Origin of the sequence: Microcoleus sp. Pol12B5, from assembly GCF_036701335.1 — a bacterium.
Lineage (GTDB): Bacteria > Cyanobacteriota > Cyanobacteriia > Cyanobacteriales > Microcoleaceae > Microcoleus.
The window spans coordinates 141,028-165,568 of the sequence record NZ_JAUBQQ010000004.1 but is presented as its reverse complement, the minus strand read 5'-3'; the positions used below and the strand labels follow the sequence as shown (position 1 = coordinate 165,568).

General features: G+C 45.4%; 22 protein-coding genes. 10 read left to right on the top strand and 12 right to left on the bottom strand.

The features are described from left to right. Window positions 1–298: 298 nt before the first annotated feature. Complete coding sequence (locus QUA24_RS04155; RefSeq protein WP_333162872.1) at window positions 299–526, bottom strand: hypothetical protein; 228 nt, start codon at window positions 524–526, stop codon at window positions 299–301. Window positions 527–877: 351 nt separating this feature from the next. Between QUA24_RS04155 and QUA24_RS04150 the strand changes: the two genes are divergently transcribed. The 3 genes from QUA24_RS04150 (at window position 878) to QUA24_RS04140 (ending at window position 3,943) form a co-directional block, all read left to right on the top strand. Continuing rightward, on the top strand, window positions 878–2,242 hold the full coding sequence (locus QUA24_RS04150; protein WP_333227449.1) for a P-loop NTPase fold protein: 1,365 nt from the start codon (window positions 878–880) through the stop codon (window positions 2,240–2,242). Between the two features lie 184 nt (window positions 2,243–2,426). Further along, a complete protein-coding gene (locus tag QUA24_RS04145) occupies window positions 2,427–3,404 on the top strand; it encodes a shikimate dehydrogenase (RefSeq protein ID WP_333227447.1) in 978 nt (325 codons plus the stop codon). 107 nt (window positions 3,405–3,511) lie between these two features. Next, window positions 3,512–3,943, top strand: coding sequence for a hypothetical protein (locus tag QUA24_RS04140; protein ID WP_333227445.1), 432 nt, complete (start codon window positions 3,512–3,514; stop codon window positions 3,941–3,943). 238 nt (window positions 3,944–4,181) lie between these two features. On the opposite strand, the gene QUA24_RS04135 is transcribed toward QUA24_RS04140, so the two are convergent. The 3 genes from QUA24_RS04135 to QUA24_RS04125 all read right to left on the bottom strand — a co-directional run bounded on the left by QUA24_RS04135 (window position 4,182) and on the right by QUA24_RS04125 (window position 5,665). Then, window positions 4,182–4,469, bottom strand: coding sequence for a YggT family protein (locus tag QUA24_RS04135; protein ID WP_333083660.1), 288 nt, complete (start codon window positions 4,467–4,469; stop codon window positions 4,182–4,184). 230 nt (window positions 4,470–4,699) lie between these two features. Further along, entirely contained in the window at window positions 4,700–5,023 is a 324-nt protein-coding gene (locus QUA24_RS04130) for a hypothetical protein (RefSeq protein WP_333227443.1), read from the bottom strand. Window positions 5,024–5,290: 267 nt separating this feature from the next. Further along, on the bottom strand, window positions 5,291–5,665 hold the full coding sequence (locus QUA24_RS04125) for a YkgJ family cysteine cluster protein (RefSeq protein WP_333211071.1): 375 nt from the start codon (window positions 5,663–5,665) through the stop codon (window positions 5,291–5,293). Between the two features lie 353 nt (window positions 5,666–6,018). On the opposite strand from QUA24_RS04125, the gene psb30 reads away from it, so the two are divergent. Further along, window positions 6,019–6,159, top strand: a complete 141-nt coding sequence (gene psb30, locus QUA24_RS04120; RefSeq protein WP_190740284.1) for a photosystem II reaction center protein Ycf12/Psb30 — start codon at window positions 6,019–6,021, stop codon at window positions 6,157–6,159. A 106-nt stretch (window positions 6,160–6,265) separates the two neighbouring features. On the opposite strand, the gene recJ is transcribed toward psb30, so the two are convergent. Continuing rightward, a complete protein-coding gene (recJ, locus tag QUA24_RS04115; protein ID WP_333227441.1) occupies window positions 6,266–8,362 on the bottom strand; it encodes a single-stranded-DNA-specific exonuclease RecJ in 2,097 nt (698 codons plus the stop codon). A 403-nt stretch (window positions 8,363–8,765) separates the two neighbouring features. Between recJ and QUA24_RS04110 the strand changes: the two genes are divergently transcribed. Next, window positions 8,766–9,671, top strand: coding sequence for a bestrophin family ion channel (locus QUA24_RS04110; protein WP_333227439.1), 906 nt, complete (start codon window positions 8,766–8,768; stop codon window positions 9,669–9,671). 67 nt (window positions 9,672–9,738) lie between these two features. Here QUA24_RS04110 and lnt read toward each other — a convergent pair whose 3' ends face one another. The 3 genes from lnt to QUA24_RS04095 all read right to left on the bottom strand — a co-directional run bounded on the left by lnt (window position 9,739) and on the right by QUA24_RS04095 (window position 13,713). Further along, window positions 9,739–11,340, bottom strand: a complete 1,602-nt coding sequence (gene lnt / locus QUA24_RS04105; protein ID WP_333227520.1) for an apolipoprotein N-acyltransferase — start codon at window positions 11,338–11,340, stop codon at window positions 9,739–9,741. Between the two features lie 276 nt (window positions 11,341–11,616). Then, complete coding sequence (psbA, locus tag QUA24_RS04100) at window positions 11,617–12,699, bottom strand: photosystem II q(b) protein (protein WP_190657438.1); 1,083 nt, start codon at window positions 12,697–12,699, stop codon at window positions 11,617–11,619. A gap of 666 nt (window positions 12,700–13,365) precedes the next feature. Continuing rightward, entirely contained in the window at window positions 13,366–13,713 is a 348-nt protein-coding gene (locus tag QUA24_RS04095) for a histidine triad nucleotide-binding protein (protein WP_333227437.1), read from the bottom strand. A 251-nt stretch (window positions 13,714–13,964) separates the two neighbouring features. On the opposite strand from QUA24_RS04095, the gene QUA24_RS04090 reads away from it, so the two are divergent. Then, window positions 13,965–15,494 (top strand): YifB family Mg chelatase-like AAA ATPase, encoded by a 1,530-nt coding sequence (locus tag QUA24_RS04090; RefSeq protein ID WP_333227435.1) that lies wholly within the window; start codon window positions 13,965–13,967, stop codon window positions 15,492–15,494. A gap of 807 nt (window positions 15,495–16,301) precedes the next feature. Beyond that, window positions 16,302–17,687: a hypothetical protein gene (locus QUA24_RS04085; protein WP_333227433.1), complete on the top strand. Its 1,386-nt coding sequence runs from the start codon at window positions 16,302–16,304 to the stop codon at window positions 17,685–17,687. Between the two features lie 301 nt (window positions 17,688–17,988). Here the strand turns inward: QUA24_RS04085 and QUA24_RS04080 are convergent, their stop codons facing one another. Continuing rightward, window positions 17,989–18,831: a hypothetical protein gene (locus tag QUA24_RS04080; protein ID WP_333227431.1), complete on the bottom strand. Its 843-nt coding sequence runs from the start codon at window positions 18,829–18,831 to the stop codon at window positions 17,989–17,991. A 588-nt stretch (window positions 18,832–19,419) separates the two neighbouring features. Beyond that, the gene (locus QUA24_RS04075) at window positions 19,420–19,818 is read right to left on the bottom strand and encodes a DUF4342 domain-containing protein (protein WP_015175606.1); all 399 of its coding nucleotides are present in this window, start codon (window positions 19,816–19,818) and stop codon (window positions 19,420–19,422) included. Window positions 19,819–20,216: 398 nt separating this feature from the next. On the opposite strand from QUA24_RS04075, the gene QUA24_RS04070 reads away from it, so the two are divergent. The 3 genes from QUA24_RS04070 (at window position 20,217) to QUA24_RS04060 (ending at window position 22,734) form a co-directional block, all read left to right on the top strand. Next, entirely contained in the window at window positions 20,217–20,342 is a 126-nt protein-coding gene (locus QUA24_RS04070; RefSeq protein WP_333169341.1) for a hypothetical protein, read from the top strand. A gap of 191 nt (window positions 20,343–20,533) precedes the next feature. Beyond that, window positions 20,534–20,656, top strand: coding sequence for a hypothetical protein (locus QUA24_RS04065; protein ID WP_333227429.1), 123 nt, complete (start codon window positions 20,534–20,536; stop codon window positions 20,654–20,656). A 593-nt stretch (window positions 20,657–21,249) separates the two neighbouring features. Continuing rightward, on the top strand, window positions 21,250–22,734 hold the full coding sequence (locus tag QUA24_RS04060) for an ATP-binding protein (protein WP_333227427.1): 1,485 nt from the start codon (window positions 21,250–21,252) through the stop codon (window positions 22,732–22,734). Window positions 22,735–22,941: 207 nt separating this feature from the next. Here QUA24_RS04060 and QUA24_RS04055 read toward each other — a convergent pair whose 3' ends face one another. After that, on the bottom strand, window positions 22,942–23,322 hold the full coding sequence (locus QUA24_RS04055) for a hypothetical protein (protein WP_333227425.1): 381 nt from the start codon (window positions 23,320–23,322) through the stop codon (window positions 22,942–22,944). Window positions 23,323–23,555: 233 nt separating this feature from the next. Beyond that, a complete protein-coding gene (secF, locus tag QUA24_RS04050) occupies window positions 23,556–24,524 on the bottom strand; it encodes a protein translocase subunit SecF (protein ID WP_333227424.1) in 969 nt (322 codons plus the stop codon). Window positions 24,525–24,541 lie beyond the last annotated feature (17 nt).

The following is a 24,541-nucleotide window of genomic DNA, read 5'->3' as shown; positions in this document are numbered from 1 at the left end:
CACGCTGAGCCTGGTAACGCATATCCAGAGGCTCTGCCTCGTGTTTATACAATTATTGAAATTGGTAAAATTCTAGCATCAGTTTTATTCTTGGCTGTAGTTTTTCCCAAGTTTCAAGTTTACGTTGTTGCGAGCCAGAGGCTGGTTACAGGTCAAAACCACGCTTCAGGAGGTGTACCTGAACGAATGGTAAGATTTATGGAAAATAGCGCTGTCAGTCGATTTTAGATTTTAGATTTTAGATCTACTCCACAGATGAATCTCTGACCTTGAAGAAGAGCCTAAAATCTTGATCTCTCTACGACTGTTGTCCTTCGCAAGTATCGGTTTTTGCTCGGTGCCAAATCTGCTGAATCGGTGCAGCCAACAGTTTTAAATTTGCCACTGGATTTGCTGCTGCAATTTGATTTGAGGTTTGAGATTTGAGTTGATCTTGACTTGATAACCGCATCGGGGCGGGTGCAAGTTCCCGCCCTTTATCTATTCGGTTAACCGTACTCAAATAGCCACTTTGACGCGAGAACATTATCGCCCACTCTTCGTCGTTTATTTCAATATACAAAATCGTGGCACAGACAGATCGATTGCCTAGTTATCGGGTATTAGCGACTTCCCTTCATTCCCTGCGGGCAAAAATTAGGTATAATTGGTTAGCGCCTATTATGATAAAAATTTCCCCAAAAAATACCACGCTAGGTCAGATATAAAGCGCAATAGTGATGAGCCATTCCCAATCTCAAATCTAAAATTGTATGAGCTACATCAAGATATTGACCGCAAAATAAAACAGCAGAATAAACGAACCACTTGTTCTGATTAGTCAAGTAGCGAAACGAATAAGCTATTAGGGCATAATGTAGTTTTGAGCGAACAGGGTATGGAACTAAATTTACAGAAATTTTATAGCGCCTGCAATCCCAGCTACACCCTGGCTGTAGCAAATCAACAAGACCGACAATACTATATCGATTTCTCTTCAGTGCGGGGTGGCACAATCGTCGAACAATTGGAGCGTACCATCAGCCGTCTGTCCCCCGATGCACCTACCTGTCAACTATTCACAGGTCACATCGGCTCTGGTAAATCAACAGAATTGCTGCGGCTGCAAGCTCAATTGCAGCAACAAGGATTTCATGTTGTTTACTTTGAGTCGAGTAAAGACTTAGACATGGCAGATGTCGATATCACTGACATTTTGTTGAGCGTTGCTCGTCAGGTGAGCGAAAGCATCGAGAAAATGAAAATTAAGCTGCAACCGACGGGTTTTAAAGCTTTGCTTAAAGGGATTGCTGATGTTTTTCAAACTCAAATAGACTTGAGCGCGGAAGCTAATGTTCCGGGTTTTGGGGAAATAAATGCCAGCACGGAGGGAGAATTTTCTCTGGCGTTGGGAATTGGCAAAATTACTGCTAAGGCGAAAGATGCTCCGAATCTGCGATCGGAGTTGAGGCAATATTTGGAGCCGCGAACTAACGTAATTTTAGATGCGCTTAATAAGGAGTTGCTGGAGCCGGCTAATCAAGAACTCAAACGCCAAGGGAAACAAGGACTTGTAGTAATTATCGACAATCTCGATCGCATACACCTGTGCGCGAAACCCACGGGGCGGCTGCAGCCGGAATACTTGTTTGTCGATCGCGGTGAACAGTTGGCAAGACTAAATTGCCACGTCGTGTATACAATTCCTTTGGTGCTGATTTTCTCTAACGATTTGGGCCAGTTGACCAATCGATTTGGAGTAGATCCGAAGGTTTTGCCAATGGTGCCGGTGCAGTTGAGCGACGGTTCAGAGTGCTCTGAGGGTGTGGAATTGCTGCGACAGATGGTTCTGGCGCGGGCTTTTCCGACGGTTCACCCTTGGCAGCGCAATGCTTTGGTTGGCAAAGTTTTCGACTCTGCGGAAACTCTCGATCGCCTGTGTCGAGTCAGCGGCGGTCATGTCCGCAATTTGCTGCAACTGCTGTATAGCTGTCTGCAGAAACAAGACCCTCCTCTGTCGCGGGAAACTTTGGAAAATGTGATCGTCCAGCGCCGCCACCAGCTTACTTTGGCGATAGAACCTGATGAGTGGAAATTGCTGCGCCAAGTATCCGCTACCAAAACTGTGAGTGGGGAAACTAAATACCAAATATTGCTGCGGAGTCTCTGGGTGTTTGAATACCGTTACGGCGAAGATTATTGGTTTGATGTCAATCCGATTTTGGCTGACGCCAAAGAGTTTCGGCAAACAGTTGAGAGTTGACAGTTGACAGTTAACAGTTGACGGTTTACAGTCACTCCGCGAGGAAAATCGCTTCTGAACCAACGAAGTTCACTCCTAGCCGACTAAAGAATAAGGGCCCAACTGTAGCAGGATCTGGTATGAAAACTAACAAAACTCAACAGTCAACCGTTAACAGTCAACAGTCAACAGTCAACTAACAAAAATGATTAAAGGCACTACTAAACTGTTGGGAGTAATTGGTCATCCCGTCGAACATTCTCTGTCGCCGGCGATGCACAATGCTGCTATTTCCCACTTGGGAGTCGATTTTGTTTACTTGCCGTTTCCTGTAAAACCAGGGGATTTAAAAGTTGCTCTTGCAGGATTTGCGGCGATCGGCGTTCGGGGATTTAGCATCACGATTCCGCACAAACAAGCAATCCTACCGCTGTTGTCGGAAGTTTCCCCGATCGCCAGATCGATCGGCGCAGTCAATACCGTATACCTAACTGACAAAGGTTGGTGCGGCACAAATACTGACGTTGAAGGTTTTCTCGCGCCGCTGCAAACCCCCCCAACCCCCCCTTACCAAGGGGGGTCTAAATACGCGACCTCTCCCTTAGAAACGGGCAATATGGCTGTGGAATCCTGTTCCCCCCCTTACCAAGGGGGGGCTAGGGGCGGTTCCGATTGGAGTCAGAAAGTAGCGGTAATTTTGGGGAATGGCGGGGCGGCGAGAGCTGTTGTGGCTGGATGCGCTCAATTGGGATGTGCAGAGATTCACGTTGTCGGCCGCAACGAACAAAATTTAGCGGAATTTCAGCAGAGTTGGGTCAATTCTCCGATGCCCGTGCAGAATTTGCAGGTGCATACTTGGGATAATTTGTCAATGTTAATCTCGCAGGCAGATTTGTTGGTGAACACGACGCCTGTGGGGATGTATCCGCAGGGGGAGAAGTCGCCGGTTGCGGCTGGTGATCTCGATCGAATTTCAGCAGGTGCGATCGTCTACGATTTAATTTACACCCCTAATCCTACCCAGTTTCTCAAAGATGCACAGCTTCGCGGAGCGCGAGCTATTGACGGACTCGAAATGCTAGTTCAACAAGGAGCAGCCGCCTTAAAAATTTGGTTGGATAAAGAATCCGTCCCAGTTGATGTGATGCGCCAAGCCTTGCGACAGCATTTAGGTCTAGATTAATGCCATTTCTTCAAAAACTAGCTGTAGTTTTCCGAATTCATATAAGTAGGAATTTGAGGCTGAATTCGCGCTAAGCTGAGAATTAAAATATACTTGCCCCGCCATTTATGAAATTTCGAGCTATCAGCCTTTTTTTTGCTACTTGCCTAATCGGAATTTTTAGTTTGGTATTCACTCCACCTGCTTGGGCTCTGACACAGATTAAACTTTCCGACCTTTCTTATCGCGAATGTCCGGCAGAAATGGGAGAAGGAACAGTCACCAGCGGCAGTTCTATGGAAGCTAACTGCTTTTTGATTACTGGGAAAGCTGAAAATAGCACGGGCAAACCAGTTGTCAATGCTGATATTTTCGGCCGCATTTATGATGCTGACGACAATCCGGTGATGCAAAACCGGACTCGGTTGGGTTCTATAGAAGAAGTTCCTCCCGGAGTTAGTGATTTTCAGCTCAGAATTTCGGTTGCCTCCAATCAGAGAACACCTTTGAAGCTCAAGCAATTTAAAGCTACAGGTTTTACTGGCGTGGTTCGCCGTTAAGGAAACTCTTTGAGATTTAGGGTGGGCTGCCCGTGAAATTGCAATGCTGTTTTAGATTTGAGATTTTCGATTTGAGATTGTTGAGTCGCTGGCAATTTCTCATTTCTGATGTACGATGAACTCCCCAGCTTTTCAACCGGGGAGCCCATCTAAAAATCTCAAATCTAAAATTTAGTTGCCGGCTGTTAGGTCTGCCAAACAATTTACGCTCGATGCTTAAAAACTTAAGCTTTTCAAACTACAAGGATGTTTGCAAGCTGGTCAAAAGACCGATCAAGAATTCCGAGCCGAACTGAAGTACAAAAAACGCAATCAGTGGCGAAAAGTCAATCCCTCCTAAGGGGGGGATAATCGATCGGAATAGATTCAGGTAAGGGTCTGTTAACTGACTCAAAATTGAAAAGGGGGGGTCGTACCAATTGATATTCGGGAACCAGCTTAATAGCACGCGACAAATCATTAGGGCTACATAGATTTGCAGAAATGTGGACAGCGTGGTTGCCAAAAGGCCTATGGAATAACTCATATATTCTCGTTGAAGTTTGAGTAAAGTTTACAGACACTTTAACTTAAAGTTTAGCATAGGTGGTGGAGAGGGGGAGCATCACCCTGTTTGCGGGCGGGCTAGAAGAGCAACTGCCCACAATAAAAATCACTGTTTGCTTCACAGACTCGAAAGGTCTGTGAAGCGAGAATGGTGCAAGATGTGAGTAGCCCGCATTGATGTGCCCGACTAATCTAAAATCTTAAATGGAGTTAGGAGTCTTGAGCGAGCGATCCCTCGCTGCCCGGAGCCGGCGTGTTGCCGTTTACGTCTCCGAGTTGCAGCCGCACGTCATCTATTGCCTGATTTAGCTGGGCAATTTTATCTTCTAAACTCAGCCTTGCTACCTCCATCCCGTCGGCTTCGAGTTGGCTGGCTTTCCTCTGGCGGATTTTTCTGGTTTTTGCGTCTGAAGGTTCACTCAGCAAAGCTTCAGCAGCGCGCCGCGACAGCACCGCGCCCAAAACTGCACCCACCAAGCCGCCAACGGCAGCTCCGGCAATAAATCCCCCTGTAAAACCCTCTCGATTACTCATAGCTCAACTCAACTGCGCGATATTTCCTTGATTTGTTTATTTTGACACTCTCCCGGTGAGAAACCGGGAGATTGTTAGTTGTTGCGCGATATTTCCTTGATTTGTTTATTTTGACAATCTCCCGGTGAGAAACCGGGAGATTGTTAGTTGTCAGGTAGGCGTTGCACAATTTGAGGAGGATGGTTATGGGGTGTCCCGCCTGCTGTGAAAATACACACCTTCGCGATCAGGGGCCCATCCCCCAAAACAATCAAAATCATCCCGCAATTATGCAACACCGTCAGGTAAGGCGAGGATTCCGACTTCAGAGTTAAAGCGGATCATTTCCAAAGATCGATCGCCATAAAGATCTTCAATGTGTTCCAAGCAGCACTCGATCGCGAAATCGTTCAATTCAGTCGGCTCAACGCCGTACATTTCCTGAAACACCTCTGAGTCTACCCGACAAAAGCGCGGTCGATCGGCGTAAATCCCGCATTCTCTGGTGGTTTTGTCAAAATTTATACACCAACCGTCATCTCCGACTAAGCTCAAATAGACCGCTAATTCGTCTTCAGATAAATACTCGTCTAAGTCTGGGCGCTCTGTTGGGTCGAGGTAACAACAAGCACCGCACTGCTTTACGCAACGCCAAGTAGCCATAGTTTGATTTTAGATTTTAGATTTTAGATTTTAGATTTTAGATTCGGAGCATTATGTGGAAAATGCCAAACTTTAGGAAATTGGGGCTCTTAAAGTATATCAATTGCCAGCGCCCGCCGGAGACGGATATCCCGAAAGGGGGTTCGATTTGAGATTTGAGATTTGAGATTGGGGGGAGTTTCCGGGAAGGGGCATCAAGTCCCTGGTTTCCTGTGACTGAGAGGTCGATCGTAGTTTACATTTTGTTGAATTTTGTAAAGTTCCTTAAAAAATATGGTCGATCGCCCGGTAAAATCAGAAGCGGATTTTCTAATTCAACAATCTAGACTTAATCACTACAGTCAGGAGGACAAATGGACTTTATAACCGATCTTTTCAGTGGTATGGCTGGTGTAGACTACCAACTCATTGTTCAGGTAGCTTTACTCGCCGCCGTCGTGCTTTCTGGCCCGATCGTGATTTTTCTCTTGGCTGCTAAAGGCGGCGACCTGTAATTATAGCACGCTCCGGGGCGATCGAGCCTTGTGAATTTTGAGTTTTAAATGATGCAAAATTCACAAGGCTCGATCGCCAATTTTCCCTGCTGCACCTGCTTTGTTATCAAATACCGAGGGCGTGTTTAGCAGTTTGAATCAAATTCTCAAAAAAAGGTAAAGATACATCGACTTCTCTAGCATCTTTGCGGGAGTTACCTAACAAACCGATGTTTTGTCCGGGTGCAACAGCCAAAACTTGCCCTTGAGAGTTGCGAATTCTCAATTCCTCGATCGAGCCTGCAGGAGATAGACTGCAAGAATAAGTGCGATCGCAATAATCAAACTCCACTTTTCCGAACTTCGGTGGCCTGGAAGTAGCAGCATTTGCCGGTAGCCGAACGCCCAACAATTCTAATTCAACCGATGTCTTGCCATTAAAACTATTTTCCCGCAATCGGTAAGCAATATCAACCCGCCGAGGCAAAGGAAAATATTCCCCCCAACGCCAAGCAATCGCCTTCACACTAGCCGATACATTTCCATCTTGACTTGCAGTTAGTTTAACGTGACCTCCTTTACCAACAATTTTCTGTTCAGTTATGCAAACATTAGGCGTCCAAAATACAGGAGCCTTATTTTCAATCCCGCAAGGTTCCAGAGCATCAATTTGTCGGTAAAGGTCAAGATTAATCTCTGCCAAATCTGCCTGCACGTCAACTGAAACCAGCGGTTTCAGGTATTCCGGCTGCAAACATTCATTGGCAAAAATTGACAGTTGATTGCGGAATTGTTCGAGATTCTCAGCAGGCATAGAAAAACCGCCAGCCGCTTTGTGTCCGCCAAATTTAGTTAATAAATCCGCGCAAAAATTCAGCCCGTCAAATACATTAAACTCAGGAATTCCCCTCGCCGAGCCCCTGATAATTTTATGGGCAACCGCCCCTACAGCCTCGTTTTCGCCAGCCTCATCCTCAAAAGTTCCAATAAACACAGGCACGCCGTAGCGTTCCACTAACCGAGAAGCCACAATCCCGATCACCCCGTGGTGCCAACCGGGTTGCACGACAACTAAAACTCGTTCTTGCTGCAAGTCGAGATCACTTTCCTCGCACCAAGCAATTGCTTCCTGCTCAATTTCCTGGCACAACTCCTGCCTGCGCTGATTAATTCGTTCGCACTGCATGGCGTTTTTGAGAGCCAATTCGCGATCGTCCGTAGTCAGCAACTCTATCACAATTTGAGGGTCAGCCAGCCGCCCCACAGCATTAATCCGGGGGCCAAGCCTAAAACCAATATCTTCAGGCTTTAACGTATTGCTAGCTTGGCTTTTTGAATTCATAAGAGGTAAACTTTCCGCACTTCCCGGCTGCACTCCAGCCACCTGAATCAAAGCCTGAATACCCGCCAATTGCGAGTGAGGCAACAGCCGTAAACCCCGCTTCACCCAGCGCCGATTAACGCCAGTCAAAGGTGCTAAATCCGCAATAGTTCCCAACGTAAATAACTCCAGCAAGGGATTCACCAACCCCCCAACTTTTTTCATATCCTGAGCCAAAGTAATAGCCAAAACATAAGCAACGCCTACGCCAGCCAAACCGCGATATGGCGAAGATTCAGCGATTAATTTCGGGTTAAGAATAGCATCAGCCGGCGGCAGTTTTGGAGGTAAATCGTGGTGGTCTGTAATAATAACTTTGACACCGAGTTCTCGCGCTCTGGCAACCGGGCCGTAGGCTGCAATTCCGTTGTCAACGGTGAGAATGAGAGCGACACCTTCCGAGTGAAATTCTTCTACAATGCGATCGTTAATCCCATAACCTTCTCGCATCCGGCTGGGAATAGCATAATCCACATTCGCGCCCAGAACCCTGAGAGCTCGTAGCAACAAAGCCGTACTCGTCATCCCGTCAGCATCGTAGTCGCCGCAAATAGCAATTTTTTGCCCTCCCGAAATCGCCTCCCGCAACAATTTGACACTCGCAGCCAAATCTGGAAACTCATCGGTTGGCGCGGGCAAAACCAGAGATTCCGGTTCGATAAACCCTTGCACTTCTTTCAGAGAATCGATGCCCCGGTTAATCAGTACCTGTGCCAGCAAGGGCGACAAACCGATTTCAGTGGCAAACTGTTCGGCTTGCTGTGGTTGAGGCGAATAAATTTGCCACCGTTGGTTTGGCAATCGGTGAAAATGCGGGGGCACAGATGTCGGTAGCTCTTGCACGGAAGCTGAGGTTTAAAGATACATGATTAATCTTACCTAATTAAGTGCATCAGTCAATTAATTTGAGATTTGAGATTTGAGATTGCTTCTAAAGATGAGTTTTTTGGTAAAATCCAGAGGTTGTTTGTAGGAAAGCTTTTTTCCGAAGATCTCACCGTACCCAAATACGGATAATAATCCCCGATAGGAGTCGTGGAGATTAAAAAAATTAGACGAAAGTTCAAACCCCAGATTTATAGCACTTTTGCTGGCAAGTGAAGTACAAAAGAGCTGTTTTGGTAGGCGCAGTGCCTAGAGAAAGCGCGCTCTCGCGACCTGCAATGTGCTGTATCTGTGGAGTCAATCTAAAATCTAAAATCGACTTTGGGCGATCGGGCTAATTTAATTTAACGAGGAGACTTGCATGAGTGTCGATCAGCCGTCGTGGTTTAAAATTGCATTACAGGTTCGAGGGTCTGTCATTCCCTCAATTTTGCCGCGCGTTTTGCTGTGCGGCGGATTTGGGGGTTTTATTTCCTTCCTATACTTTTTTAACTTGCCAGTATCCTTGCCGATTTTGTCTAGCATTGTACCGAGTATTGTCCTCGGTTTACTGTTAGTTTTTCGGACAAACACAGCCTACGAGCGATTTTGGGAAGGTCGGAGATTTTGGGGTACTTTAAACAATAACATCCGCAATTTGGCTCGTCAAATCTGGGTAGCAATTGAGGAAAAAGACCCGCAGGATATCATAGAAAAAAAGTCAGCACTGCGCCTATTAGTTGCCTTTGCCGTGGCCCTGAAACTGCACTTGCGGCAAGAATCAGTCAATCCAGAGTTGGAGCCGTTAATGTCTCCAGCGCAGTACCAAAAGATCAAATCGATGAACAATCCGCCCCTAGAAATTGCTTTTTGGATTGAGGATTATATGCACGAGCAGTACGAGCGCAATTGCCTGGATGTTTATCAGTTAACTGGTATGAAGGAGTTGCTCAACTCTATGATTGATGTTTTAGGGGGCTGCGAACGCATTTTGAAGACGCCTATCCCTTTGGCTTACGCGATTCACCTCAAACAGCTATTGTTACTTTATTCTTTGGCACTCCCCTTTCAAATGGTGAAGGATTTGGGTTGGGGAACCGGTCCTGTTGTGGCTTTAATTAGTTTTACTTTGTTCGGCATCGAAGAAATCGGCATTGAAATAGAAAATCCCTTCGGACACGATGCCAATGATTTGCCTTTGGACAATATGTGTGCTGCTATGCAGCGCAATATGGACGATTTAATTTCTCTATCTCCTAGCGTTCACGAACACATGAAAAATAAGTAAACTAATTCTATTTTAGATTTTAGATTTTAGATACCAATCTAACATCTAAAATCATAGATACTACTGGTTAATTTCTAACAATAAACCGCATTAACCCAGCCAATACTAACAATAAAGGCGTCAGCAAATCTCCCCGCCGCACGTACAAAGTCCGAGTTTGCCGCCGATAAATAGTAGCATCCCGGACTTCATAGGTATTAATTCCAGACTTCCAAACCGTCTCGCCACGAGGATTTACAAAAGCAGAGTAACCCGTATTAGTTGCGATAGCTGCCCATCTATCAGTTTCAATTGCTCGCATTACATCGAGAGCATGATGTTGATCCAACATGGGCGGTTTGTAATGGGCATTGTTGGAAGCGGTGATCATAAATTCGCCTCCATTCGCCGCCTGATATCGGAAGATTTCCGCAAAGGCTGAATCGTAACAAATTCCGACAATGGCGCGGCCAAACGGGGTATCAAACAATTGTTTAGAATTACCGGGTACTAAATGAGCATCTAAGGGAGAAAGCCGATTAATAATCCCCCCTAAGATTTCGTAAAAAGGGATATATTCGCCTAAAGGTACGAGCTTTAGTTTATCGTAGCGGCCGACAATTTCTCCAGTGCGATCGATCGCCAATAAGCTGTTAGTGATACTATTCTCTTGCTGTCCGAATCCTCCCACCCAAGCCACCACACCGCGTTCGAGAATAGCTTGGTAAAAGGAAAGAGTAGAACGCTGATACTCGTTTGTCCAGATAAAAGGCAAAGCTGTCTCTGGAATTAGCACAGCATCGACTTTTCTGTCTGCTAACTGTTTATATCCACTGGTGTAACCTTCCAAAGCGCGCCCCCAGCCCGCTGAGTCAAACTTAATCTCGTTAGGAATATTGCCTTGAATAATGCCAATTTTTAAAGCAGTTGCAGCTTCTTGATTCAAAGGGCGGTTGTACAAAATCCAGCCTGCAATATGCAAAATTAAACACAAACTTACAGGCAAAATATAAGCAATCCAATTCTTCCTTCTTCCTTCTTCCTTCTTCCTTCTTCCTTCAATAAAAGCTTCGGCGATTAAGCCATTTACTGCTACAAGAGCGGCTGTTACTGCGCTGGGCCCGGAGAGTTGGCCAAGGTGTAATATTGCTAAATTGTGCGGGCTTTGGGTATATGATAGGGATGTCCACCACAGCGAACCTGTACTCCAAATACTTTCTAAGGCACACCACAAAGCTGTGCCAATTAAAACGCGAGTTAATGCGGAAAATTGAGCTTTACCCCCCCCAGCCCCCCCTTGTAAAGGGGGGGAGTTAAGAATAAAAATAGGATTTTTGCCTGGTAAAGTTAGGGAGTTGAGAATTACAAATAGCCACGCCCAAACGGTGACTAAGGCGGCTCCCCAGAGGGTGATGAATGCCCAGCAAAAAAGTGCGATCGCCAAACTCGGCCACCAAGGAACTCCCAACCAAGTCATCGGGTGAATTCCCATAATCCAAGATAAAGCTAATCCGTGATAGCCAATCCCCCAGAGGGAAGGAAGAAGGAAGAAGGAAGAAGGAAGAAGGAAGAATTTTTGTTTTTGTTCTTCTATTTTTGGCTTTTGATAACTGACAACCAAAATCCACAGTGGAGCTAATGCTACCCAAGCCAATAGCCAAGCATTTACTGGTGCGGTTGTCAATGCCATCAAGATGCCACTGAAAAGTGCGATCGCCCAGGCTAATATTTTGGATTTATGAACCACGAGTTTTTCAAATTTGTGCCTGTTAAATATCGCCACTTTGATGATTGCCAAAAATAATTCTTAATCAATATATCAGATTAATCAGGAAGAAAAAAGCTCGGCAAGGCGCAGTGTATGGGATTTAACTGATTTAACAGAAAAAAATCTCTCAAATTCTACTTGCCCAAACAAAAAGCGCCCCTATTTCTAGGAGCGCTTTTTGTTAATCAAAAGCTAAACTTAGCCGTTGATGGAAGGAGCAACCATTGCTACTGGGGTGACTTCACCAGCAGCCAAGTCGAGAGGGAAGTTGTGAGCGTTGCGCTCGTGCATTACTTCCATACCCAAGTTAGCGCGGTTGATGACATCAGCCCAAGTGTTGATCACGCGACCTTGAGAGTCGATAATTGATTGGTTGAAGTTGAAACCGTTCAAGTTGAAAGCCATCGTGGAAATACCCAAAGCGGTAAACCAGATGCCGACTACTGGCCATGCACCTAACAAGAAGTGCAAAGAACGGCTGTTGTTAAAGCTCGCGTATTGGAAGATTAACCGACCGAAGTAGCCGTGGGCTGCAACGATGTTGTAGGTTTCTTCTTCTTGACCGAATTTGTAACCGTAGTTCAAAGATTCAGTTTCGGTTGTTTCACGAACCAAGCTAGAGGTAACAAGAGAACCGTGCATGGCGGAGAACAGAGCACCGCCGAAGACACCAGCTACTCCCAACATATGGAAGGGGTGCATCAGGATGTTGTGTTCTGCTTGGAACACGATCATGAAGTTGAATGTACCGGAGATACCCAAGGGCATACCGTCAGAAAAGCTGCCTTGTCCGATCGGGTAAATCAAGAATACTGCGGTTGCTGCTGCAACTGGTGCAGAGTAAGCGACGCAGATCCAAGGACGCATACCTAAGCGGTAAGACAATTCCCATTCACGACCCATGTAGCAGAAAACGCCAATGAGGAAGTGAAAAACTACCAATTGGTAGGGGCCGCCGTTGTACAACCATTCATCGAGGGAAGCTGCTTCCCAGATGGGATAGAAGTGAAGCCCGATCGCATTCGATGAAGGAACAACAGCACCAGTAATGATGTTGTTGCCGTACATCAAGGAACCTGCAACTGGTTCGCGGATGCCGTCGATGTCCACAGGAGGAGCAGCGATGAAGGCGATGATGTAGCAGATGGTGGCACTCAGCAAGGTGGGAATCATCAAGACGCCGAACCAACCCACATAAATGCGGTTGTCAGTGCTAGTTACCCACTCGCAGAACCGTTCCCAAACGTTGCCGCTTTCGCGACGCTGTACGGTTGTTGTCATTTGGTTTATGATGGCTTAATTGAATTTTCAAGGTTCGTTGTGGGGATGCCCCACGCTTATATTAGTAACACCATTCACTAAAGTTTGCCAAGGGATTACTGCTGACAATTTAAACATTTTACAAACTTTTACAAAAACTGGATTATTGGTAAATATTTGTAGTTTTTTACAAAGCAATATTACCCACATAACAGGTTAAATATAGCGACCTGAAGAACTGCATCTATTAGCTGTAGATGGGTTCAGCAGTTTGAGCAAATTATTTTTGTTCAGGTCGATTTTCTTTCATTTTAAATATCTCTTAATTACGTCTGGGGGAGAGGATTTTTAATATTTATTCACATATAGCCGGTGGATTCTGCGAGCGGAAATTTTTATCAGGAGAATACTGACAACCGGGTTTCTAGTGCGGGCTGCATTCTCAATAATCTCCAATCAACCGGGTTTATTGACGAAAAAAGAAACCCGGTTTCTGATGCGCTTGGCAATAGAAATCAACCGGGTTTCTGAGGATGAGTCCGCAAGTTCGGGGTAAAAATTAGGGGCGTTGCTTAATCAGGGTATGAAAAAAATAAGTTTAAAATCCCGAAGCTTTGTAGATACTGGTTTCTATGACTTGCATATTTAGCCTTTCATACCATAAATCAGCAACGCCAAAATTAGGATTTAGCCTGGGGGCCAGTTCATCTGCCGACCGCCGAGAATGTGAAGGTGCATGTGGTCTACAGTTTGGCCGCCGTCGCTGCCGCTATTAATGACGACGCGATAGCCGTTGCTAAGTCCGAGTTGTTCTGCTACCCGCTTGACAGTCAGCAGCAGGTGTCCCATGAGAGCATGATCTTCCGACTCGGCATCGGCTAATTTGGCAATAGGCTGTTTGGGAATGACGAGGATATGGACGGGTGCTTGCGGATGGATATCTCGGAACGCGAGGGCCAAGTCGTCTTCATAAATGATGTCTGCGGGAATCTCTTTGCGGATGATTTTGCTGAAAAGCGTTTCTTGAGTTGTCATGGGTATTAACGAAGTTCGGCAACGGATTGTGTAACGGATGTAACGGATTTAACGGATGGAGTTTGACGGAAGAGGACAGAAGGCGGAAGTGGGAAGGGGAAGTGGGAAGAGGGAAGACTCAGCAGGAGAGAGGGAAGAGGAGAAAAAGAAGAGGCAAGGAAAAGTTTTTCTTGCCTCTCCCGATATTCATTAGTCATTGTTAATCATAATAGATGATGAATCAAGGACAGGCAAATTAAGGATAAAGAAAAATGCTTGCTAGGGTTTGGAGTGCATCGATCGTTGGAATTGACGCGGTAAAGGTGGGTGTTGAGGCTGATGTGTCAGGGGGGCTACCGAAAATTGTCGTTGTGGGATTGCCCGATTCTGCGGTGCAAGAAGCTAAAGAAAGGGTTAAGGCTACGCTAAAAAATTCGGGATATGCTTTTCCGATGCGGAGTATTGTGATTAATTTGACACCGGCAGATTTGCGGAAGGAAGGGCCGAGTTTTGATTTGCCGATCGCCATTGGCATTTTAGCAGCATCGGAACAAGTCAGCGCTGAACTTTTGGGAGATTATTTGTTTTTAGGGGAACTTTCTTTAGATGGGAGTTTGCGGCCTGTGGCTGGGGTTTTGCCGATCGCCGCTGCTGCTCAAAAAATGGGTATTTCAGGATTAGTTGTACCGGCTGGTAACGCGCAGGAAGCGGCTTTGGTGCACGGAATATCTGTTTATGGTTTTGAGAATATTTTTGCAGTTACTGATTTTTTGAACAATCCTGAAGTTTATTCGCCTGTAGAAGTAAACGGTCGAGAAGAGTTAGCAAAAACGCGGTTTCCGGGTTTAGATTTAAAGGATGTAAAGGGGCAAATTCACGCGCGGCGGGCTTTGGAAATTGCGGCGGCGGGGGGACACAATTTAATTTTTGTGGGGCCGCCAGGGAGCGGTAAGACTATGTTGGCGAGGCGTTTGCCTGGTATTTTGCCACCGCTGACTTTTGATGAAGCTTTGGATGTAACTCAAATTCATTCGGTGGCTGGGTTGTTGAAGGATAAGGGAAGCTTGGTGGGCGATCGACCTTTTCGCAGTCCTCACCATTCGGCATCGGGGCCTTCTTTGGTAGGTGGCGGCAGTTTTCCGCGTCCGGGTGAAATTTCTTTAGCACATCGCGGCATTCTTTTTCTGGATGAATTAACTGAGTTTAAAAGAGATGTTTTGGAGTTTTTGCGACAACCGCTGGAAGATGGTTATGTGACGATTTCTCGGACTAGACAATCGGTGATGTTTCCGGCTCAATTCACTTTAGTTGCGAGTACGAATCCTTGCGCTTGCGGTTATTACGGGGATTCGATTCAACAGTGTACTTGTTCGCCGCAAAAGAGGGAGCAATATTGGGCAAAACTTTCGGGGCCTTTGATGGATCGGATTGATTTGCAAGTGGCGGTTAATCGTTTGAAACCCGAGGAAATTACGCGACAGCCGACGGGAGAGGAGTCGGAACCTGTGCGGGTGAGAGTACAGCGGGCGCGAGAGCTCGCTACTCGCCGTTTTCAGTCGGAATCTAGTTTGCGCTGTAATGCGGAGATGCAAAGCAGTCACATTAATAGATGGTGTCAGTTGGATGATGCTTCTCGGAATTTATTGGAGATGGCGATTCGGAAGTTGGGGCTTTCGGCGAGGGCGAGCGATCGCATTTTGAAGGTTGCTAGAACTATTGCTGATTTGTCGGGGGATGAAAGCTTGAAAACGAATCATGTGGGGGAGGCGGTGCAGTATCGGACGATCGATCGGATGCAGTAAACAGCGACTCAAAAGACACAATCCCCCGATCCCCGACTTCTTAAAAAAATTGGGGATCTAACAGTTGATTCGGCGATTTAAATTGCTTCTAAACATACGAAGTCGCAGCAGAGGGGGACTAAGGGATTAAGGGGGTATTTCAGCTCGATTGATGTTGTCCAATTATTTAATTGAACCACTGAAATGCCCCCGATGTTCCCCTGTTGATTGTCGGATTTTGTGCGGCATGGTGCCAGGAGCACTGGTGACAGTTGTGTAAGTTCTGTTACTGTTATAGTGGGAGAGGTGACAGCAAACCAAGGCAGCAGTTAAAGTGGCGATCGAGGAAGCTTTAGGCACACTGCCCGAAAGCTAATCAACTCAAGTGTATCAGCGCGAATATCAAGAAGTTTATCAGCAAGTCTAGGAATCTTATTCTGAGGCCGGACGCAGTGTTTATACCACCGCAGTTTGATGCTGGTGTCAAGGACACCCACCCACAGCTTTTGTCAAAAATCCCTCATAATTTCATCAAAAATTTATCAAGTTTTTACCCACTTTTTATCATTTTTACTGTAATTTATGATACCGATCGCCCAAGTTGCCCGAATCTCCACAACGGCCGAATTTTTAATATTTAATTTCCCGCTCTCCCTCTCCCTCGCTCTCCCTCGCTCTCCCTCGCTCTTTCTCTTTCCCTCGCCCCCTCTCCCTGTTTCACCATAAAATTTGAAATTTTTGAGTGACGAATTATGGCAAGATCGCAGCGCGTTTTGATACCATTCAATCAAGCGCAAGACAATCAGGGAATGCACTGGAGGTGTGTAAATGGAGCTTTTGGCAGAACAAAAACGGTGCTTGGATTGCTTGGTAAGCTCGATCGAGCAATTGGGAGGTCGAGTAGACATTCCAAAGCTGGAGCAGATAGCTGAGCTAATTATTCAAACGATGAGAGGGCCTTGGCGCTACTTTCACACATCGGAACACATTTTTGAGGTCGGGGGGTCAGTCGATCCGATCGAGGTGCTGGCTGCGCTGTTTCACGACCTCGTGTACGTGCAAGTCGATCAGGGCGTTAGTTTCAATATTAGCAGCGCCCTTTGTCCTTTTGTCAAAGAAGTGCGATCGCAGTTAGTTATTAGAGATGAAACCGAACTGCCCGACGATGCCATGTATCAGCTAGTGGCCTCAGTATTTGGGTTTATTCCCGGCAAGACTCTCTCTCCGTTTGGTGGCCAAAACGAATTTTTGAGTGCCGTTATTGCTGCCAAATCTTTGGAGCCTTTTTTGCCAGCTAGTACGATCGCTGAGATAACAGCTTGCATTGAAGCTACTATCCCTTTTCGTCCCGTTTCGCCCAGCGGTTTGAGCGCGATCGAACTTTTGCACCAGCGTTTGGTAAGTGCGAACCGCGATTTTAACTGGGGATGGAGCGATGCCCAAACCGTAGAAATTGTCAAGCGTTCTGTCAGATTAGCAAATCGGGATGTCGAGAATTTTGCCTCTACAAATTCCTCTAATTTCTTAGACAATACCTGGAACTTGATGCCAGAAACCAACCACGAATTGATCCATGTCAATTCCTATACTGTTGCCGGATATCGCAGGTCTCTGCAAAAAATGGAAGGATTTTTGAACTTCCTCAAACCCGAACTGGTTTTCCAGCAGTTTATGCAAGAGCCGGACGATGAAACCTACGCTAACCTGATTGCCAGAACTCGCAAAAATATCGAAGTTGCTAAACTTTATCTGGGGGTCAAGCTAATTACTATCGCCATTTTAGAAGCTCTTTCCTACCGTTTGGGTCGCGATATTCCCCTTTCTACTATGATGGGAGAATTGCGTGCACCCGGATTTAAGACCTCGGTTTTGGAGGATTACTTGCCCAACAAACAGATCGCCTACCCATTAGAAACTCAGTTGGAAAAAGAGGTTTTAAATTTGTTAGCAATAGGACGAAATCAAGAATCTCCCTATGATATTAAAAACTCTCCCGTAGCTACGTTTATTATCAAATCTATCGGCTTTGCTGAAACAGAAAACTTTTTGAAGAAAGCTCAAGAGTTTTTTGCCGACCCTACTTCCTCCGAAGAATTTCTCTCTTACTGCGCTCCCGATGTCATCGAGACCATCTCCTCCGGCGTGATGAAACTCTTTGACAGCAGGAAGACGGCTTTAGGGAAAGTTAAATTAGTTCACCAAACTGTTTCTTAGGAGAGGTTGGCACAATCTTAAAAGGTTTTCCATCGCATAAACCAGGTTTCTTGAGCTCAGCCACAATGTCCGGTTAGTCTGAGATGTTGCACCATTCTCAATAACGGGATCTGGGGCCCGTTCCACGAAGAATGAGTTTTCTTGTGGGGAGTAGGGGTTGGGCAGGAGATCCCGCCCATAGCAGACTTATTGACAATGGTGCAAGATTTCAGTTTAAACCATAAAAAAAAGTCCTCTTTAAAGGACTTTAGCTATGAGTCTGGGGTTTGAACCCCAGGCGGACTAATTCGACATCCAACTTCTATTGCGGTGAACCAGTCGCACCCTCTGCGCCGGAGTTGCTCTCAGGTACAGCCGTATCTGTAGGATTAGAATCGCTCTGGCTTTCCGTATTAGTTGAGCCGCTGGTACCTGCTCCAGAAGCACCATCATCTTGAGTTGGAGATGGAGTAGCTGAACTCTCAGGTGCTGGAGTTGGTCGAGTGGAATCTGGCTCCGTCTGCGAATTCGGAACCGTAGTATTGGTATTATTTGACGGCGAAGATGGAGACGGCGCTGCTTGTTGAGCGGGTGCATCTTGCTGCTGTGAATTTGGAATTGTAATATTGATATTGGGAGCCGGACTTGGTTGAGAAGTCGGAGTTGCCTGTTGAGCGGGACTTGGTTGAGGAGTCGGCGTAGCCTTTTGAACTGGAGATGGTTGAACCGGAACCGGAACAATCTTTTGAATGATCGTTTTTTCTCTCTCTATAGTCCGAGTCGGAGCTGGTGTTGCTGAAGGCTGATTCGCTTTCGGTACAACAATCACAGGAGCAGCGGTAGGAGTAGGAGCCTCCTCACCCCGATTGAAGTAATATACACTGCCGAGAACTAAGCCTACCAAAGAAGCCAGAAGAAGCCCTAACAGTAACCCGCGACCAGCATTCTCGTTATCGCGGACTTCTTGGACTCCAACTTGGCGGTGGTTTTCGGCCATTTCACCCTGTACATAACCTTGGTGATGAGCTGCTTCTTTAGAAGCCTTACCCGTTGTACTCGGAACATTTGTAGTGGTTCGCGTTGTACTGACGTGACCGTTAGTTGCATCGGTGTGAACTTCTTGATGAATTTCACGGCTAGAGCTATTTTCTTCGTTAGGTTTCATAATTATCTTGGGCACAACTATTCAAAAAATATTTGTCTGTAGGAGATGCTCTGCTTTGAAAACTTGAGCTAAGCTGTTGAGCATTTAAATCACTTATTTTGATTTACTGTCAAAATTCAGGTGTAAGCGTTGGGTGTTTGGCTCATGAGTTTAAATGCTTAACAGCTTTTAGCTTAGGGAGTTTAGAGAACTTTTGGTTTTTCCTTCATTTGTATCCAATGTAACTCGTTAAGGTATTAACCAGGCTCTACCCTCAGAGTGATTCAGCAACGCCCCAAAGGGATAGGATTAGCCGTACTTCAACAAAGAATATCGGCTAAATGAGTTATTTATACTGCTTAGTGTGCAAGCATATAGCACTCCTAAATGAGTCGTAAAAAAATTACGACTCATTTAGGAGTGCTATATTTATAAAGCCCGTTTGTGCTTGAAATGTGTTTAAGTCCGGTTAGATAGCCATAATTAAGTTTTTAGTAATAAAGACAAGTTTTTTCTCATCAATCAACAGAGGATAGTCGTACTCACTACCAACAAGCTTGATTACGGGATATTCACCGGACAGGAGCCTTACTAACAACTAAATTTTTTTTATTCTGTTCTTTCAATGATGATGGTCATGTGAGCGACTAATGCACCTATCGCTCCTACTGCTGCAATGACTGGAAACAATGCCGCACCGATTACTCCACCGACTACTCCCACTGTCAAAGGAACTTCTACTAAGATCCGTCCCTCTTCATTTTTAATAATGATGCGGCGGATATTTCCTTCGTGAATCAGTTCTTTAACTTTAGCAACCAAATCGTCGCCGTTAATTTTCACCTCCTCGACGCTAACTTTTTGCTGAGTATAAGCGGGGGTTTCTAAAGGAGTCGTTTCAAAATTAACCTCAGTAACTTTTTGGGCAGAAACTTTTTCAGATACAGGTATTGATTCGAGTTCTCTTGTCCCGACAGGTTCTTGTTCGCGATCTGTAGGTGTGTCCATTTTTTGTTCTCCTTTTAGGTAAAAGTATTTTTGTATAGAATTATATTGAAATATAACACGCAACTTTTTTTGAATCAATCATTCTTTTGGGTGATCTTGGTGCTGTTGTCGTGATTTTATGAAGGTATGATGATGAAAATTCTCTCACTCTCTCGCTTCTGGGCTTATCCCATCTGTCCCTGTCTCCTTGTGCCGTTTAGTTAACTGTCTGCTTCTGGCCCTCGCACCGCCCCACCCTTGAAAAACCTCCAATCCCGACAACGAAAGGATGAGAGCGACTTTTACACTCTCAGAGACTCAGACTCAACAGGTGTACAGGTTGAAATACTGACATTGTACTGAAAGTACGATCGTCCCGCCGTGTATACAATTACCACCTCTCGTTCGGGAAACCGCACATGGAAACCGTCGCTTACTTTCCTCAAATGTCATTTCAATTTAGCTCCGTGCGATCGCCCAACCAAACCCCACCCCCGGAGGTTCCTCAAATCAACATCTTAGAGTTTCTAATGAGAATTGCCTAAAATCAAGGGGGAGGAGGAGTAATAATGATCGAAAGATTATCGCAACCAAACCAACTTCCTCAAAGTGAAGTGGAGGTTGGAGAAAAGTCGGGTAAAATACAATTATTTCCTTCTGCTTCCTCTTGATTCTCCGTCTCGGATTTTCCAGCGAGAGAATTTAAATATCAAGTTGGCAGCCAGATGGTACTTTTATGCAAATTTTTAAGGAACATCAAGCGGATGTGTGGAGCATGAGTTTTAGTTGCGATCGCACAACTTTAACATCGGCTGGGAAAAAGTTCGTTGGTGAAGCTTTGGAGTCTCGATATGGCTAAAGTATAAGCTGCCGAACTTGACAAATAGCTCGCCATGGGGTCTCCCTGGCTTGGAGACTACCTACAATACAATATTCGGGTTGAGTGCGATCGGCATTTGTGCCAAAAAACTGACAATTGAGATTTATTAGCAATTGCCGGAAACCTGTTTTGCCTGAATTTTAAAATCGGGCGATCGGCTGCCGATTTGTCACTATTCTTGTTTTATTGTAATATAATTTTACGCAAGGGGTAATACGAAATGTACTGCCACAGGTCGCAGATGTTTATCCATCTGAACCAAATTAATGTCATCAAACATTAAAAATAGTTATGACTGTTATATTCGGATTAGTAAAATCTTGGATATATAAAACTCAATACATAGTCAGGCTTCAAAGGGGTGTCGGCTGTTAAATCAATCTAACCTGCAATATCGTTTCGGGGGACACCAGCTCGATTTAAGGCAAAAAATAATCCTGCTGAATTAACTGGATTCGAGGGAGCAGAGGAAAGTTGATGACTAAGCTATAAAAAGAGTTGAAAAAGCCTTCTAAATAGTAGGCAAGACTCCAGCAGCCAATCGCAACTGCCAATTACCAAAGGAGGGAGCAGTGTATGAAACTGACGGGTTGAGTCCCCTAAAATCGCCGCTTGGTTTGCGATCGACTCTACAGGAATTAACCCTGTACGACTTTCTCCTAGAATCTGAGTGTCCAGGGGACGAAGTTGCTAAAATTTTTCAAGCAAACCCTTTAGTTCCGGGCATCATCATCACTCAGCAAGGAAAGTTTATAGGGATGATTTCGCGGCGGCGTTATTTTGAACACATGAGCCGCCCCTACAGCTTGGAGTTATTTTCTCAACAGCCTTTGTTCATACTCTACCGCTTTACTAAAACTGATATGTTGGTTCTCGATCGCGAAACCTCAATTATGATGGCAGTGCGGCAGTCTTTGGAGCGATCGCCCGAACTAATCCACGAACCAATTGTAGTACAAGTAGAACCGGAAATTTACAAACTTTTAGACGTACACCAACTACTGCTTTCTCAGTTGCAAATTCACGAGTTATCAACCGTGGCGATGCGCGAGTCGCAAGCACAATTGAGACATCAAGCCCAACAGCTCGAACTTGCCCTGCTGGAACTTCAGCGCACTCAAACTCAACTAATTCAAACGGAGAAAATGTCTTCTTTGGGGCAGTTAGTAGCAGGAGTAGCTCACGAAATCAACAATCCGATCGGCTTTATCTACAGCAATTTGCACCACGCTAAAGAGTACACGCAAGGTTTAATGCGGATGCTCGACATCTACCGACAGCACTGTCCCGAACCCATCGCAGCAATTGAAGCGGAAGCAGAAAAAATCGAGTTCGATTATGTGCTAGAAGACTTGCCGAAAGTCTTAAATTCTATGCAGCAAGGTGCAGAAAGAGTGCGCGACATCGTTTTGTCGCTGCGTAATTTTTGCAGATTAGACGAAGCTGAAATGAAGCAGGTCAACATTCACGACGGTATCAACAACACCATTATGCTGTTGCAAAGCCAGCTTAAAGGGAAACCGGGGCAGGAGGCGATCGAAATTTACAAAGAATACAGCGACTTGCCGCTGGTGCAGTGCTATCCCGGACAGCTCAACCAGGTATTTATGAATATTTTACTTAATGCAATTTACGCTCTTGTTGAGTCTAATAAACACGAAGTTTTTGATAAAAAAAGCGCGAATAAGTCGCAATCAGGCGAAGAAAAGCAGTTTAGTACAAAGACTCAATCATCAGTTTCTAAGTCTACCCGCCTGATTCCTACGATTCGGATTCGCACAGAGTTAATTGAGAAAAAAAAGGTAATAATTAAAATTTCTGACAACGGCCCGGGGATGACAGAAGATGTTCGGAAGCGGTTGTTTGACCCTTTCTTTACTACTAAGCCGGTCGGCCAAGGAACGGGTTTGGGACTGTCGATTAGCTATGAAATTGTTGTCAACCAACACGGCGGCACATTGAAGTGCTTTTCGGAACCGGGAAAAGGAGCAGAATTTGCGATCGAAATTCCGCTTCAACAGTCTTCCCTAGCACAGATTTTGCCTCGCTTTGCGTGATATGGCAGAAGGAAGTTCGGCAACGAGCAATGTACGGGATGTAACGGATGTAACGGATGTCAGTCCGAAGGAAGTCTGAAGAAGGAATAAGGAAGAATGAAGAATGAAGAAGGAAGAAGCAATAAAAGTTAGGAACTCGGCTGTTGAAATCGCTTCTTGTCAAACTTTCGTTCCTCTGGGTTGAGAGTAAAGAATAAGGCCCGTCGGCTACCGCGAACCTTTGCAAACCCACTTCCACAAAGGATGACTTGGCCCCTGTTGGCGAATGCGGCGAACTTGTTGTTCCAAACCCTCTTTTTCCCGCAGGGGCAATCCTCGCACCATATTGCGACTTTGCCAAGTTAGCACTCCCAAAGTCATCCCCAAGCACAAACCTAAACCGAGAGTGGGCCAGCGATGAAAAGATAAACCATAGCGCACTGCTGCCCAAGTGAAGTGTTCTAACCACAAAGCGATTTCGTGGCGCAAACCCCAAATGCTCAAAGAACCTACGCTAATCCATAGCAATATCACTGTTAACCAGCGGCCGTAAACTGTTAGTTTGTGAAGCCTTTGGACTTCAATTTGAAAAGTTTGGTCAGTAGTCATTTGTTATTTGTTATTTGTTATATTATGTCCGGTCGATTACCCCTAATAAGCTAGAGGCGAGTTCACGAAAAATATCTGCCAATAATTGACAATCTCCAAAACCCGCCCTTTTAATCGCTCGATCGGACATGATATTATTTGTCATTTGTCATTTGTTATTTGTCATTTGTTATTAATGATTTATTATTAGTCAGTCAACAGTTAACCGTCAACAGTTAACCGTTAACAGTCAACTAAACTTCCTCTGACTGGTTGATTCCTTCTGCGGGGACGGGGATAGAGTGGCCGGTGCGACTGCGCCACCAAGCTAGCAGCGTGCTGGCAACGAAAATACTCGAATACGCACCCGCAATAAAACCGACAATCAATGCTAAAGCAAAGTATTTGAGGGTTTCGCCGCCAAACAAAAAGATTGAAAACAAGGTCAGCAGCGTGGTAAACGTCGTGTTAATCGACCTTCCTAGGGTCTGCATGACCGCATCATCGACAATTTGATCGATCGACTGTCCCGGATTTAGCTTGATTACTTCTCGCACGCGATCGTAAATTACTACTGTATCGTTAACAGAAAAACCGATGATTGTCAAGAGCGCCACCACAAATAAACTGTCAACTTCCACTCCTTGAACTAAACCCAAAAACGAGAAAACACCAAGAGTAATCAACACGTCGTGGAAGAGAGCAACGAAAGCAAAAAAGGCATAATCCAACTGAAACCGGAATGTTAGATAAACCGTAATTCCAGCAAAGGAAAGAAATAAAGCCAACAATCCCGAAGTAAATAATTGTTTACCGAGGGTAGGCCCAACCGTATCAATTTGAGTAGATTGAGGAGCAAAAGCGCCTATTTTCTCGCTCAAAGCTGATTGCAAGTTAGTCCGCTGTTCGACATCCAAAGTTCTTGTTCGCAGCGACAAACCGCGCTGTTCTTTGCCGATAACTTGAATGCTGCTACCGGCCAAACCTTGGGTGTCCAGGACTTGGCGGACAGCAGCAAGATCGATGGGTTTACAATTTTCCGGTTTCGTGCAGTCGAGTTCAAATTGCAGCCGAGTGCCGCCGATAAAGTCCAAACTGGGGCGCAGTGGTGCGCGGATGTCGGGACGAGTCCAAGAAATCGCCATCGACACTATACCTGCGAGGATTATAGTGGCGGAAATACTCCACCAGAGCGATCGATATTTGATTACACTGAATTTCATAATTTGAAGGAATAGGG

Coding starts and splice junctions, on each gene's coding strand:
- secF (WP_333227424.1), bottom strand. CDS start 24,524: ATGAAATTCAGTGTAATCAAATATCGATCGCTCTGGTGGAGTATTTCC.
- QUA24_RS04145 (WP_333227447.1), top strand. CDS start 2,427: ATGATTAAAGGCACTACTAAACTGTTGGGAGTAATTGGTCATCCCGTC.
- QUA24_RS04085 (WP_333227433.1), top strand. CDS start 16,302: ATGGAGCTTTTGGCAGAACAAAAACGGTGCTTGGATTGCTTGGTAAGC.
- QUA24_RS04080 (WP_333227431.1), bottom strand. CDS start 18,831: ATGAAACCTAACGAAGAAAATAGCTCTAGCCGTGAAATTCATCAAGAA.
- psbA (WP_190657438.1), bottom strand. CDS start 12,699: ATGACAACAACCGTACAGCGTCGCGAAAGCGGCAACGTTTGGGAACGG.
- QUA24_RS04110 (WP_333227439.1), top strand. CDS start 8,766: ATGAGTGTCGATCAGCCGTCGTGGTTTAAAATTGCATTACAGGTTCGA.
- QUA24_RS04065 (WP_333227429.1), top strand. CDS start 20,534: ATGCAAATTTTTAAGGAACATCAAGCGGATGTGTGGAGCATGAGTTTT.
- QUA24_RS04150 (WP_333227449.1), top strand. CDS start 878: ATGGAACTAAATTTACAGAAATTTTATAGCGCCTGCAATCCCAGCTAC.
- QUA24_RS04130 (WP_333227443.1), bottom strand. CDS start 5,023: ATGAGTAATCGAGAGGGTTTTACAGGGGGATTTATTGCCGGAGCTGCC.
- QUA24_RS04140 (WP_333227445.1), top strand. CDS start 3,512: ATGAAATTTCGAGCTATCAGCCTTTTTTTTGCTACTTGCCTAATCGGA.
- QUA24_RS04055 (WP_333227425.1), bottom strand. CDS start 23,322: ATGACTACTGACCAAACTTTTCAAATTGAAGTCCAAAGGCTTCACAAA.
- psb30 (WP_190740284.1), top strand. CDS start 6,019: ATGGACTTTATAACCGATCTTTTCAGTGGTATGGCTGGTGTAGACTAC.
- QUA24_RS04090 (WP_333227435.1), top strand. CDS start 13,965: ATGCTTGCTAGGGTTTGGAGTGCATCGATCGTTGGAATTGACGCGGTA.
- QUA24_RS04135 (WP_333083660.1), bottom strand. CDS start 4,469: ATGAGTTATTCCATAGGCCTTTTGGCAACCACGCTGTCCACATTTCTG.
- QUA24_RS04155 (WP_333162872.1), bottom strand. CDS start 526: ATGTTCTCGCGTCAAAGTGGCTATTTGAGTACGGTTAACCGAATAGAT.
- QUA24_RS04125 (WP_333211071.1), bottom strand. CDS start 5,665: ATGGCTACTTGGCGTTGCGTAAAGCAGTGCGGTGCTTGTTGTTACCTC.
- QUA24_RS04070 (WP_333169341.1), top strand. CDS start 20,217: ATGGAAACCGTCGCTTACTTTCCTCAAATGTCATTTCAATTTAGCTCC.
- QUA24_RS04075 (WP_015175606.1), bottom strand. CDS start 19,818: ATGGACACACCTACAGATCGCGAACAAGAACCTGTCGGGACAAGAGAA.
- QUA24_RS04095 (WP_333227437.1), bottom strand. CDS start 13,713: ATGACAACTCAAGAAACGCTTTTCAGCAAAATCATCCGCAAAGAGATT.
- lnt (WP_333227520.1), bottom strand. CDS start 11,340: ATGGCATTGACAACCGCACCAGTAAATGCTTGGCTATTGGCTTGGGTA.